Source organism: Labrys neptuniae, assembly GCF_040797145.1.
GTDB classification, from domain to species: domain Bacteria; phylum Pseudomonadota; class Alphaproteobacteria; order Rhizobiales; family Labraceae; genus Labrys; species Labrys neptuniae.
Genome location: NZ_JBFNQD010000001.1, coordinates 1,486,544 through 1,498,954 on the forward strand (window position 1 = coordinate 1,486,544; position 12,411 = coordinate 1,498,954).

At 62.3% G+C, this 12,411-nt stretch carries 16 protein-coding genes; 6 read left to right on the top strand and 10 right to left on the bottom strand.

The genetic code is table 11. The annotated features are described in order from the left end of the window. Positions 1-94 precede the first annotated feature (94 nt). A complete protein-coding gene (locus tag ABXS05_RS07115; protein ID WP_311942369.1) occupies positions 95-514 on the top strand; it encodes a hypothetical protein in 420 nt (139 codons plus the stop codon). A 123-nt stretch (positions 515-637) separates the two neighbouring features. Here ABXS05_RS07115 and ABXS05_RS07120 read toward each other — a convergent pair whose 3' ends face one another. The 4 genes from ABXS05_RS07120 to pdxH all read right to left on the bottom strand — a co-directional run bounded on the left by ABXS05_RS07120 (position 638) and on the right by pdxH (position 3,873). Continuing rightward, complete coding sequence (locus ABXS05_RS07120; RefSeq protein WP_311942366.1) at positions 638-1,219, bottom strand: histidine phosphatase family protein; 582 nt, start codon at positions 1,217-1,219, stop codon at positions 638-640. Positions 1,220-1,373: 154 nt separating this feature from the next. Beyond that, a complete protein-coding gene (gene fabI / locus ABXS05_RS07125; RefSeq protein WP_068284574.1) occupies positions 1,374-2,192 on the bottom strand; it encodes an enoyl-ACP reductase FabI in 819 nt (272 codons plus the stop codon). A gap of 148 nt (positions 2,193-2,340) precedes the next feature. Then, on the bottom strand, positions 2,341-3,093 hold the full coding sequence (locus ABXS05_RS07130; RefSeq protein ID WP_367623384.1) for an SDR family NAD(P)-dependent oxidoreductase: 753 nt from the start codon (positions 3,091-3,093) through the stop codon (positions 2,341-2,343). A gap of 129 nt (positions 3,094-3,222) precedes the next feature. Next, positions 3,223-3,873 (bottom strand): pyridoxamine 5'-phosphate oxidase, encoded by a 651-nt coding sequence (gene pdxH / locus ABXS05_RS07135; protein ID WP_376717748.1) that lies wholly within the window; start codon positions 3,871-3,873, stop codon positions 3,223-3,225. 15 nt (positions 3,874-3,888) lie between these two features. Between pdxH and ABXS05_RS07140 the strand changes: the two genes are divergently transcribed. The 3 genes from ABXS05_RS07140 to ABXS05_RS07150 all read left to right on the top strand — a co-directional run bounded on the left by ABXS05_RS07140 (position 3,889) and on the right by ABXS05_RS07150 (position 5,296). Further along, positions 3,889-4,389, top strand: coding sequence for an RT0821/Lpp0805 family surface protein (locus ABXS05_RS07140; protein ID WP_311942356.1), 501 nt, complete (start codon positions 3,889-3,891; stop codon positions 4,387-4,389). Between the two features lie 204 nt (positions 4,390-4,593). Next, complete coding sequence (locus ABXS05_RS07145; RefSeq protein ID WP_068284582.1) at positions 4,594-4,812, top strand: hypothetical protein; 219 nt, start codon at positions 4,594-4,596, stop codon at positions 4,810-4,812. 295 nt (positions 4,813-5,107) lie between these two features. Then, a complete protein-coding gene (locus ABXS05_RS07150) occupies positions 5,108-5,296 on the top strand; it encodes a hypothetical protein (RefSeq protein ID WP_149251642.1) in 189 nt (62 codons plus the stop codon). Between the two features lie 116 nt (positions 5,297-5,412). On the opposite strand, the gene ABXS05_RS07155 is transcribed toward ABXS05_RS07150, so the two are convergent. The 4 genes from ABXS05_RS07155 to ABXS05_RS07170 form a co-directional block, all read right to left on the bottom strand. Further along, positions 5,413-6,117, bottom strand: coding sequence for a PA1136 family autoinducer-binding transcriptional regulator (locus ABXS05_RS07155; RefSeq protein WP_367623385.1), 705 nt, complete (start codon positions 6,115-6,117; stop codon positions 5,413-5,415). A 38-nt stretch (positions 6,118-6,155) separates the two neighbouring features. Next, on the bottom strand, positions 6,156-7,031 hold the full coding sequence (gene hchA / locus ABXS05_RS07160; RefSeq protein ID WP_367623386.1) for a glyoxalase III HchA: 876 nt from the start codon (positions 7,029-7,031) through the stop codon (positions 6,156-6,158). Positions 7,032-7,257: 226 nt separating this feature from the next. Further along, complete coding sequence (locus ABXS05_RS07165; RefSeq protein ID WP_311942341.1) at positions 7,258-7,845, bottom strand: L,D-transpeptidase; 588 nt, start codon at positions 7,843-7,845, stop codon at positions 7,258-7,260. A 598-nt stretch (positions 7,846-8,443) separates the two neighbouring features. Further along, entirely contained in the window at positions 8,444-8,746 is a 303-nt protein-coding gene (locus ABXS05_RS07170; RefSeq protein ID WP_311942338.1) for a hypothetical protein, read from the bottom strand. Between the two features lie 365 nt (positions 8,747-9,111). Between ABXS05_RS07170 and ABXS05_RS07175 the strand changes: the two genes are divergently transcribed. After that, on the top strand, positions 9,112-10,812 hold the full coding sequence (locus ABXS05_RS07175) for a vWA domain-containing protein (protein WP_367623387.1): 1,701 nt from the start codon (positions 9,112-9,114) through the stop codon (positions 10,810-10,812). Positions 10,813-10,966: 154 nt separating this feature from the next. Here ABXS05_RS07175 and ABXS05_RS07180 read toward each other — a convergent pair whose 3' ends face one another. Together ABXS05_RS07180 and ABXS05_RS07185 are read right to left on the bottom strand one after the other, a co-directional pair. Then, positions 10,967-11,236, bottom strand: a complete 270-nt coding sequence (locus ABXS05_RS07180; protein WP_311942332.1) for a hypothetical protein — start codon at positions 11,234-11,236, stop codon at positions 10,967-10,969. A 194-nt stretch (positions 11,237-11,430) separates the two neighbouring features. Beyond that, positions 11,431-11,766: a GIY-YIG nuclease family protein gene (locus ABXS05_RS07185; protein ID WP_367623388.1), complete on the bottom strand. Its 336-nt coding sequence runs from the start codon at positions 11,764-11,766 to the stop codon at positions 11,431-11,433. A gap of 203 nt (positions 11,767-11,969) precedes the next feature. Here ABXS05_RS07185 and ABXS05_RS07190 point away from each other — a divergent pair, with 203 nt between their 5' ends. Beyond that, complete coding sequence (locus ABXS05_RS07190) at positions 11,970-12,395, top strand: DUF1330 domain-containing protein (protein ID WP_367623389.1); 426 nt, start codon at positions 11,970-11,972, stop codon at positions 12,393-12,395. The last annotated feature ends 16 nt before the right edge of the window (positions 12,396-12,411 follow it).

Below are 12,411 nucleotides of genomic sequence, written 5' to 3' on the forward strand. Positions count from 1 at the left end.
TAGGGTTGAAGGTGTCCGACAAACTCCTTCATTGCCAGGGCAGCTGATCAGAATAAGCAAGGCATAATCTAGGATCGAAATAGGATTCGATCAGATGCCGCCGCTGAATTCTCAAACGAAGGTCAAAATTCGGCCATGTCATGGTTCCATGCCTGAGTCGGGCTGGATATCGAAATCGCTACCCGAAATCGAATATACTGGAGGAAATACCATGAACGTCCGCCATCTTGGCCTGCTTCCGGCAATTGCACTGGCGCTTTCCTTGGGTGTCGGCGCAGCATCCGCACAGACCACGCCTGAAGCCACGCCACCGGCGACGGCTGCACCGACCGAACAGATGGCGCCGAGTGCCACGCCGACGACCCCGATGGCCAAGAAGCCGACGGTCGATGCCAGCAAAAAGGCGGCCATTTCCAAGGCCTGCTCCGATGCCGCCGACAAGCAGGGACTGAAGGGCGCGCCCCGTAAAAAGTTCCGCGCAAGCTGCAAGCGCAAGGGTGGCCCAGTTACCTGAGCCGATCCACTGCCGCTGCAAGCGACCCTGCTCGACGAGGCCGGCAGGCCTCGCCGGGCCTGATGCCCAGAACCGCCGAAACGCTTATCTGCTTCGGCGGTTCTGGTCAGCCGCGAAAATGCCTTAAGCCCATTCGGCCGATTTGTTGCGGAAGACCAGCAGCTTGCCCTGCCAGATCGGTTCTTCGGCCGCCTGAGCGCTGGCTTTACCGGCCAGCAGCACCATCAGCACGCGGGCAACGCCACCATGGCTGACAACCACCTGATCCTGCGTCACCGTCTTGAGCCAGAGCGCGATGCGGTCGTGCAGCATGGCGTAGCTTTCGCCGCGCGGCGGGACATAGGCCCATTTGTCGGCCGTACGCGCCTTCACCATGTTGCGGTCCACCGACCGCAATTCGGCCCAGGTTCGGCCTTCCCAATCGCCGAAGGTCAACTCCTTGAGGCGATCATCGGTCGTGTAGCGCTGCGGTGGCAGGCCGATCGCCTTGCGCGCCAGTTCCGCCGTCTCGCGCGTGCGTCCCAGCGGGCTGACCAGCCAGGGCAAGCCGTCCGGCTCAGGCAGAATCTCGGCAAGCCTGTGGCCAGCCTCGGCAGCCTGCTTGCGTCCGGCTTCGTTGAGGGGAATGTCCTGCTGGCCTTGCAGGCGCGCTTCAGCGTTCCAGTCGGTCTCGCCGTGGCGCATGAAGTAAAGTGTTGGCGCCACGGGCTTACTCCTGCTTTGGACGCATGAACCTGACGGGAGGCCGTCCTGCCTCCCTAAACGGGCATGACGCCAGCCGGCGAACGCCCGTTTCGTTTTCGTGCTGCCGGCCCCTCATGAGCTGCTGAACCGGTGCTCCAAAGCCTGCGCTTGCCGCTCAGTCCTTGCCGGCGAGCGTGATGTCGGGCGAGGTCGGGTTCTTCATGCCGACCACATGGTAGCCGGCATCGACATGGTGCACTTCGCCGGTAACGCCGCGCGACATGTCGGAGAGCAGATAGGCCCCCGCTTCGCCCACCTCCTCGATGGTGACTGTGCGGCGCAGCGGCGCGTTATATTCGTTCCACTTCAGGATGTAGCGGAAATCGCCGATGCCGGAAGCGGCCAGGGTCTTGATCGGACCAGCGGAGATGGCGTTCACCCGAATCGCCTTCTCGCCGAGATCGGCGGCCAGATAGCGCACGCTCGCCTCGAGCGCGGCCTTGGCCACGCCCATGACGTTGTAGTGCGGCATCCACTTCTCGGCGCCGTAATAGGTCAGCGTCAGGATCGAGCCGCCATCCGTCATCAGCTTCTCGGCGCGCTGGGCGACCGAGGTCAGCGAATAGCAGGAGATCAGCATCGTCTTGGTGAAGTTCTCTTCGGTCGTCTCGAGATAACGGCCGTCCAGCTGATCCTTGTCCGAAAAGGCGATCGCGTGGACGATGAAGTCGAGCTTGCCCCACTTGGCGGCAACTTCGGCGAACACCGCATCGATGCTAGCGCCGTCGGTGACGTCGCAATGGCCGACGACAAGGGCATCGAGTTCGGCAGCCAGGGGCTCGACGCGCTTCTTGAGGGCGTCCCCCTGATAGGTGAAGGCGAGCTCGGCGCCATGCTGCCTGCACGCCTTGGCGATACCCCAGGCGATCGATCGATTATTCGCCACACCCATGATGAGGCCGCGCTTGCCGGCCATCAATCCACTTGCTGTCATTCCGCAACTGCCTATTCGAAAGGAACGGCATGAATAACGGAAGGCTGCGCAGGGGGGAAGGGGCGATAGACCTATTTGTTGAGGAATAGACCATCCCTGTCATGCCGGGAGCATTGTCGGCAACCTTGTCGCCCCCGGAATACCGCCGTCAGACGTGCTGGCCGCCATTGATGGCGATCTCTGCCCCGTTCACATAGGAACTCTGATCCGTGCACAGAAAGTAGATGGTCTTGGCCACTTCGTCGGGTGTGCCGAGGCGGCGCATCGGGATTTGCGCGACGATCTTCTCGGTGCCGGGCGACAGGATCGAGGTATCGATCTCACCGGGCGCGATCGCATTGACCCGGATGCCGCGCGGTGCGAAGTCCGAGGCCATTTCGCGGGTCAGCGCCGCCAGGGCGGCCTTCGAGGTCGCGTAGGCGGCCCCGGCGAAGGGATGGACACGTGCCCCGGCGATCGAGGTGACGTTCACCACCGAGCCCTTGACCTGCTCCAGTTCCTGGATCAGCCCGCGCGCCAGCATGATCGGCGCGAAGAAATTGACCTGGAACACCCATTGCCAATCCGAAAGCCCGGTCTCGATGCTGCTCAGCCGCGTGCCGCTCTTGCCCTTGGGCGAAATCGCCGCATTGTTGACCAGTGCATGCAGGCCGCTGCCGTCGAGACGGCGCTTGATCTCCTGGATCGCTTCCTCGGTATTGGCCGGATCGGCCAGATCGACCTGGATGTGATCCTCGGGGCCCGCCTCCCACGGGCATTCCTCCGGAAAAGCATGGCGGGAGCAGGTGATGACCCGCCAGCCTGCCGCTGAAAAGCGCTTGACGGTGGCATGCCCGATCCCCCGGGAGGCGCCCGTGAGGATCATCGCGCGCTGCGGATGCTGGGAGGAACTGCTTGTCATTGATGTAACCGATCGAAAAAGGGGGCGGCTCCCAAGAGCCATACCAGAAGACATAGATATCACGACGCCCAAATGAAATAGGGCGGCGGATCGCCGCGAATGGCATCCCGAATTGCAGCGCCGCTGTCCTCAGGGATAAAGCTGTTCGCGGTTCCAGCCGCCCTGGCTTTCGGCACGCCGGAAAACCAGGCGGTCATGCAGCCGGAACGGCCTGTCGTGCCAGAACTCGATCTGCACCGGCAGGATGCGAAAACCGGTCCAGTGCGGAGGACGTGGGATCTCGCCGATGGCGAATTTGGCCGTGTAGGTCGCCACCGCCTTTTCAAGGGCGAAACGCCCCTCGAGCGGCCGCGACTGCTGCGAGGCCCAGGCGCCGATTCGGCTCCCGCGCGGGCGCGTGGCAAAATAGGCGTCGGCCTCCGCATCCGTGACACGCTCCACCGGCCCGCGCACCCTCACCTGCCGGCGCAGGCTCTTCCAGTGAAACAGCAGGGCGGCCTTGGGCGTGCCGGCCAGTTCCTGGCCCTTGGTGCTCTGGGTGTTGGTGTAGAATACGAATCCCTTGTCATCGAGGCCCTTGAGCAACACCATGCGAACGTCCGGCAAGCCATCGGGATCTACCGTGGCGAGCGCCATGGCGTTGGGGTCGTTGGGCTCGGATTTCTCCGCCTCCGCGAGCCATTGCGCAAACAGCAAAAACGGTTCGGACGCGCCGAGGAAGCCAGCCGAGTCACCCGGCGTTAACTCGCCCGTGCCAAGATTACCTAACGTCATGGTCATTGGGGTGGCTCCACTGTGTTCAGCCTGTTCGTCTTCAAGGGCGCTTATAACGCGTACCGCGTCCGCGGCCCACTGTCAGCGCTGATCGCCAGTGTCATTTTGACAGGCTGCGCCATTTCGACGCCTCTCGGCCCGATCTTCGGTTCGGCTGAAGATCAGACCACGACCGGCTCGATTCCCGCCCAGGACATCCGCCTCAATGCCAGCATGACCGATGCCGACTGGCAGCAAGCCAAAGCTGCGCTGCAGGCTGCCATGGACCCCCAGAATCCGGGCGCGTCGATCCAATGGTCGAATATGACGACCGGCGCCCATGGTTCGGTGACCCCGGTGGCCGAGACCTATGTCGAGAACAAGCTCACCTGCCGCAGCTTTGTGGCGGCGCAGTCGGACCAGACCGGGGGTTTGGTCCGGGGATCGAACCCGGCGCAATGGTACCAGGGCAAGGGCTGCCGCAAGAGCGGTACGGCCTGGTCGATCGTCAGCGTCCAGCCCTGGGCCCTGCCGAGGGCATGAATTTGCCGGTGCCGGAGGCCCGGTTAATCGAACATTCAGGTGGCGGGGTCTATACTGCCCACCATGCCGTGCGAAGTATCACGGAGCCTTCACGTTAACCATGATAGCTTCGCCGCCAAATATTCACAGTCCGGCCCTCACCTCGCTTCAAAGCACCTCCAGGGTGAATGCAAGTAGAGCGTGTCGTTGCGTATGGAGTTAATTATGACGACCTCCCCTCTTTCCGCCGCCCGACCGGGCGAAGGGCTCGCGCCCCAGCAAGGGTCCCCGCGCGAGCAGTTGCAGCATCTCTATCGCGCCATCGGTATTTCGGCCGTCGCCGCTGCCGCGGCGCAGGTGGCCCGGGTCGTGGCCAAACCCGAAAAGCCCAAGCATGAAATGCCGGCCTGCCTGCGCGACGAAGACGACGATCTCGCCGCCTGAGCGGAAGCATCCTGCATTTATCGATATGCGCGCGGCATATCGGTAACATTGAACTTATGAATGCATCGCAGCCGCGCCGCAAAGCGCGGCTTTCTTTATGGCCATGCGGCTCATTTACTTGTGACGTTCTTGCAACATGCTGCAGCAAAATAACGTCAATGTCGCAATTGGGCTAATCATGTCGCCGTTCCGTCATAATTCCCACGCCTTCGCTGTCAATTATGGGATAAGTTGTTGTCGTAACTGCGTAAATCCGTGCACGTACTTGTCGTGTATCTTGGTTGAGGACCAGATTATGGACATCGAGGGATCGCGTCTCCAGCAGCCCGCGCAAGAGAAGCGGGAAAAGCTCGAGGATCGTTATGGCAAGATCGCCATCCCGGCTCTGGCCGCCGCCGTGGGCGCGGCGCGCAAGGAAAAGGACCAGCGCCAGATGAGCGCGGAGGCGGCCTATACTCGCCTTCAGCAGATGGCCCAGTCGTAAGACTTGGCAATATTGCAGGTCGGTATATCCGGCGACGGTTCGCGCGTCCTGGGGCAAGCCTCGGTGACGTCCGGTAAGACATGCGGAAGCAAAGCGCGTTTTCCGAAACGACTCGCTTAGTCCTCGATTTCGCCTTGTCGAATCGCCGTTCGGACCGCCTGCGCAGTCGTCGCGGCTCCCAGGCGCAGGCGTGCCCGGCGCAGATGATTTTCAACCGTCCGCTCCGACAAGCCGAGTGTCGCAGCAATGTCCGCCTGTCGCCGGCCCGCTGCCGTCCAGCGCAGGACTTCGCGCTCCCGCGGCGTAAGGTTGGCGGCCGTGTCGTCGCCACCACCTTCGATGAGGCGCCGCGCCGAGCGGAAAGCCGTGACGCCGATGATCGTCAGGGCGATGCGAGCCCGCGCAGAACTGTCGATCCGCTCACCGCCATAGGTCACGGCGCCCTCGAGACCGGCGGGGCCGAAGACGGGAATCTGCAGCCCATGCACGCCTGCCCCCCTGGGCGTGCGGACCACGCGATATTTCTCGCCGCGGCTCGAAACCGTCTTGGTCCAGAAAAAGGCTTCGTCCGTGGACAGGATATGGCGCGTCACCGGGCAGCGGCGGACATAGGTCTTCGCATCCACGACAGTCCCGTCGCCAAACCAATTCCCCTCCGCCCAATAGATCTTCTCGACCAGGTCGTCGCGCACCGGGGCTGCAGAAAACAGCACGAAACGATCAAATCCGAACGGCAAAGCGGCAGCACGGACGCGTTGCTGGATCGATGCAAGGTCGTCGCTTCTCTCGATGGCGAAGACCGTGCCGTAGAGCTGATCCATGTCTTGATCCGTATCTTCATGCGCCGTCATCCGGGCGACTATAGCGCGGCTGCCTCCGTGATCAGAGCGCGGGCTGCTGCCTTGCCAAGATTGTTCGATGCGAAAGGACTGTCGCCGGTAATGAGCTTGCGATCCTGGTACGTTCGGCCGGTGATGTCGTCATTGAGGATTTCCACACCGGCTTCCCGCAGCTTCTCGCCGATGAACCAAGGCATGGGTCCGGGCATGTAGCCGATATCGGGCGTCTTCGCGTCGATCGAATCGGGGAACACGCAAATCTTGTAGCCCTTGAAGGGAGAGTCTGCCTTGGCATCGCCGATCGAGGCGGCCAGCAAGGCCGCAGGGCCATGACAGAGCGAGATGATGTGCTTGTCCTTGCGCAGGGCCCATTCGAGCACCGCCTTGACGTCGCGGCTTTGCGGCAGGCCGATCAAGGCGCCATGTCCCCCGGGGATGAAGACGCCGATATAATCCGAGGCATTGCCGAGCCGGCCCTCGATGACGTCGGACAGCTTCAGTGGCTGCTTCAGCCTGTCGAGATATTTGCGATAGATGCCCTGGACTGCATCGTCCTCCTTCGGAAAGGCCCAGAGCTCCAGCTTGACCGGGTTTCCCGACAGGGTGGCGATCTCGATTTCGAAACCGGCCTGGTCCATGTGGTACATCGGCAGCAGCATCTCGACGGGGTGGTTGCCGGTCGAGAACATCGTGCCGTTGCGCATGAGGAGATAGCGCTCGTCCGCCGCGATCATCAGGATTTTCCAGCGCCCTCCGCGATAGGCGTCGGGATAGTGTGCATCCCCCAGGTCGGATTTGGCGGACGTGAACTGGCTCAGTGAATAGGGCGAAGGAAAGAAGGCATTCTCCTCGGCACGATCGGGGGTAGGATGTCTGTCTTCCGAGCGGTCGGTCATGATGGTCTCTCCGAGCTGATATGAACCGTCCACCGAGGATAGGCTCCATGCCACGCGCCTCGGATGAGGGATTTCCCTCAACCCGGCCAGAAAGACCGCCCCTCATTCGGCAACCATGCAGCGCCGGCCGGGCAAACAAAAAGCCCCGGAAAGATCCGGGGCTTCATGTCGAACGAATGCCGGGCAGGCCAGCCCGGACGCGCCGGGATGCCCGAAACCGCAAATCTCAGCGCACGATCACCTTCGTGCCGGCGGGAACGCGGTTATAAAGATCGATCACATCGATGTTGCGCATGCGGATGCAGCCGGACGATACGCTGCGGCCGATCTTCTCGGGTTCGTTGGTGCCGTGGATGCGATAGAGCGTATCCTTGCCGCCCTGGAAGAGGTAGAGCGCGCGTGCGCCGAGAGGATTGGTCCAGCCTCCCTCGGTGCGCTTGACATGCGGCCAGCGCGCAATCATCTCGGCCGGCGGATTCCAGGTCGGCCATTCCGCCTTGTGGTCGATGACGGCCTCGCCCGTCCAGCCGAAAGCCTCGCTGCCGAGGGCCACGCCATAGCGCATCGCCTTGCCGTCGGGCAGCGTATAATAGAGCAGATGCTGCTTGGTCTCGACCACGACCACGCCCGGCGGCTCGCCGGTGGGATTGTCGACCATGTAGCGGGCAAACATCTTGTCCACATCGCCGGTGGGAATCATCGCCATGAACTGCGCGTCCCGCTCCGAGAGCACGGGATCGGCCGTCTTGGTATATTGGCAGGCGCCCAGACTCAGCGACATGGCCGCGAGCACGGCAAAATGGACCAGTTTCATAGTACCCCCGAATACGTCAGCGCGTAGCTAGTACCGACATCATTATGGTTACTGTTCGGTTAAGTCCGGCGGTACTAGGCAGACGAGAGCCGGAAACATCAACACATCAGCAGTACAAAAATGAAACAGCCAGTGGGTGTCAATGCGGTTTGATTAAAAAACAAGAAGTGTTGCCGATATCATACGCCGCCCCCGTGACCCACTCGGAAACCCGCCCCTGGAGCGTTTTGCAACCTAGCGGAACCCCAGGAAATGACAAAGATACGCAGAAACAAACAGTTTGGGCAGGAGAGAGATCGAAAAAGAACGTGCTCTACCCCGACGAAGCCGCCCCTGCCTTACTGTAACGCAGGCGAGGTGAGGACACGCATCGTGCCTCTTTCTTGGAAGAGCTGCGCCGGCTTCCTGAAGCAACCAAGCGTAAGGTTCGCTCTCTACGGGAAATCCAAGCTGAAAGGAGCGGACAAACCTCCTGCAAGGCCTGCCCGCTCAAGGTACTGCTATGGAGAGTAGAGTTACGTCCACGGCAACCCGGTTTCCCGGCCGCTGCACCCCTGTGCCTTTCGGCACAGCCGGCTGCCGCTGCAGCGACTATTCGTCAATGAGCGGTCGACGGACGCGTCGGCGCCGAGAAGCTCAATGCGCTGTCGATTCCAGCGATGATCCCGCGGGCCAGGTCGACATGACGGCCGACACCGGCGGAAAGGGCATCTCGCATCTGCGAGTCGAGAGGAGAATTGTCGATGGCGACACCGAGACTGGACAGCGTCGCGCAAAGCTCGCCCAGTAGACGCTGGTGCTGCCGGATCGACAGCATATAAGCGCGATGCAGCTCGGTGATGTCTGGCGCCGACATGTCGATGTCGTCGTTCCAGTCCAGGCGTGCGTTTGAGGTCAACATCGATAGTCCCCGACGATTTTGCGTGGGCTCGTGCTGATTTCCGGCCCAGCTGATACAGCAATGGTTAATTGGAAACGGCCCCTTCGCGCTGTGCGTTTTCGCACATCGCTGTGGGGCGGTATCAGCATGCCGCCTGTCCAAAAAGCGGGAGAAGGGCATTCAAGCGGTGCGCGGGAGGTGGCGCCGTCAATGCCGAATGAACACCATCACCCCGCGTCCCCCTATGCGAAAGCGCACAGAGGTAACGGACGACGGCGACACATTCTGCGCCCTGCCAGGGCACGCAACCTTCGCTTGTGTTCGAACCGGCAACCGGCGAGCATGGCCGGACGGGCTTCCGATCGGCAGATCCATTGGAGTTTCCCATGCAGAAAGGCTTTTGCTTCCTCCTTCTGGGCTTCCTCGGCCTGGCGGGCGCCCTGTCGCCGATGGCGGCGAGCGCGAGGGCAGAAGAAGGAGCTCGCGTCATGCTGGTGCTCGATGCCTCGGGTTCGATGTGGGGCAAGGTAGGCGCCATCACCAAGATCGAAGCGGCCCGCCAAACCGTCGGCACCATCCTGAAAGGCTGGCCTTCGGAGGATCAGCTCGGCCTGATCGTCTATGGCCACCGCCGCAAGGGCGACTGCAAGGACATCGAGACGCTCAAACCGGTCGGCCCCGTCGACGAGCAGGCCTTCATGGCCATGGTCGGCGGCCTGTCGCCCAAGGGGCGGACGCCGATGACCGATGCCGTGCGAGCCGCCGCCGAAGCGATGAAGGGACAGGAGGGCCGGTCGACCATCATCCTGGTCTCCGATGGCGTCGAGACCTGCAATGCCGACCCCTGCGAGGTCGCCGCTGCCTTGAAGAAGGCCGATATCGACCTCGTCGTCGACACTGTCGGCTTCGACATCAAGGATCCCGAAGCCAACCGGGAACTGCGCTGCATGGCGGAGGCGACCGGCGGCATCGCCCTGCAGGCAGAGGATGCCGGCGAACTCACCAAGGCCATCCAACAGGCCGTTCACACGGCGCAAGGCAATCCGCCGCCGCCTGCGCCGGCTCCGCAACCCAAGGCCGAGCCGAAGGCGGAACCCAAGCCTGACTGGAACCTGACCGGCTATGCGAGACTGGCGGCCGGCGACGACCCGCTCACCGACAATGTGCAGTGGGAACTCGCCCGCCCGGCGCCGGAAGGCGTGGCGCCTGAAACGGTGATGACGAGCTACAACGCCAACATCCACGAGCAGGTCGCCCCAGGTGACTACATTCTGACGCTCACGGTGGGACAGGCCAGCGTGAAGGCTCCCATCACCATCAAGGCCGGCGAGATGAACCGCGTCGACATGGCGTTGAATGCCGGCCGCCTTGGGCTGCGCGCCAAACGGACCGCGACTGAAACGGCCCTGGAAAACGCGACCTGGACCGTCAAGGCCAAGGGCAGCACCGACGACCTGTTCACCGCCTATGATGCCGAGACGTCCGTCATCCTGCCGGCGGGCGAATACAGCGTCACCCTCAAGCTCGGCACGTCCATTCAATCCCGTGACGTCGAGGTCGCACCGGCCGAAACGGTCCCCGTCGAGGTCATCGCCGGCGTGGGCAAGCTCAAGGGCAAGATTGTCTTCGTTTCCGGAGGCCCCGTCGCGAAAGATCCCCATGTGGAGATCCTCGCCGGCGCCACGCCGGTCGATGGTGAGTCGTTCCTGGCCGATGCCTATGACGGCGAACCCGTTTTCGACATTGCTGCCGGTACCTATCGCGTTCATGTCCAGATCGACGGGGTGGATCGCGTCTTCCCCCTGGAGATCAAGGCGGGCGAGACGGTCACGGCTTCCTTCCCCCTCGATGCAGGCCTTGCCGCCCTCGACGCGCCGGGTGCGGACTCGGTGCGCATTACCAGTCCCGAAACCGATATCTATGGCGAGGCGAAAGAAATTACCCGGCTCTACACCCTGCCGGCGAACTACGTCCTGCCTGCCGGCAAATACAAGATCAGCGCCTGGAAGGGCGATGTCAGCGTCGTCCAGGACGTCGACATCAAGGCCGGCATACGCAATGAGGTGAAGCTGGCCCTGCCGCAATGATCCCGATTTCGGTGCCCGTCCTCGCCCCTTTACGGGACGAGGTGCGGCCATCGACAGCGACTTGCGAATGAATTCGACAGCAGATGCAAGGGTGCCTCAACAGGCATCGGCACTGTTGGAGCCTGCAAGCGCCCTGCCCCGAACGCGACGCATGTCAGGGAAACACCAGATATCGTCTCTTGATGCCGCTGCGGGTATCGGCCATCAGGAGATCGATGCTATCGACTTCGCCTTCGTGCCGAAGGCCGGCCACCACCGCGGTGACGGTCAAGTCCGGCCAGGCTCGCCGGACCGCCTGTCGAATCGCCTGCTCTACATCCAGTTCCATGCGTGTCGGATCGGGCATGCTCCAATCCTCGAAGACGAGGCCGAGCGTTCGCGCAAGCGTGATGCGAAGCTGATCGTCGCTTGGAAGATCGGACATGCGAAAGGCCCCCGGTAATCGCGATCTGCATCATGCGCTGTTCCGGCGTCAAATGAGAAGCGCCACGTCGTTCATGACCATTACAAGAATGGGTTGGGTGCCCGACCGGATCCGGACCGACTGCCTTCAGCATCGCCAAGCGCTCGAGCACGGCGTACCGACGAAGACGCCTCCATCACCGGACAATGACGACATCAGATCGGCTTTGCCGTCAGCACCGCGATCCAGTGATCGAGCCGTTCCTTCAGGGCCCGCTCGCGTATGAAGGCGACCTCTTCATCCTCGAGTTCTTCGACGATCTCGAGGGTGAAGGCCTGTTCTCCGTGTCGGTTCCAGGCGGCCTGCAAGGCTGGATTCAGGCTGACACCCTGGCCCAGGGTGAACCAGAGCCGGTTGCGGATCTTGGAGAGGTCCGGCGCCCGGCCAACCCAGCATTCCCCCGTCTCCGCACAGCGAACGGCATAGATGCCGCCCGCGACCTTACGCTTCCTATAGGCGTCGACGGCCGCCTTGCGATCTTCGCGTTTCATGGGCGGCCTCCTTCGGCCGAACCGGGTTGGCGTTGCACGTTGGAAGGCAGCCATAAACCAGATCGGCAAGTGAGGCAATATTACCCGGGTATATTGACTGCATAATTTTACCCGGGTATAAGGGCCGCCATTCACAGTCCACCCGTTCGGCGGCAGACAAGTGCCTGCCCAGGCTGGACTCCGCAGAATGCCGAGGAAAAATCATGCCGCCTTTTCTCTCTCCTACGCAGGAGGCCGGACGAGCCTTCGTGACGCGGGGCCTTGCCGGCCCCATCACCATGCTCAATCTCCTGCGTTTTCGTGAGGTTGCCGACTATTCCGCGTCGCCGGATCTCGCCCCCGCCGCGCCGATCACCGGCGAGGAAGCCTTCCGGCGATATATCGTCCACACCCTGCCCTTCGTGTCCCGAAGTGGCGGCGAAGTTCAGTTTCTCGGGAACGGTGGTGCGTTCCTGATCGGCCCCGAAACCGAACGCTGGGACCTGGTCATGCTGATCCGGCAGGCCTCGGTGCAGAGCTTCCTCGCCTTTGCCGAAGACCGGGACTATCTCGCCGGGCTCGGGCACCGCACCGCCGCACTGGTCGATTCACGCCTGTTACCGCTGACGGAACTACCGATTCCTGCCTGATTTTCACCCGTCGATT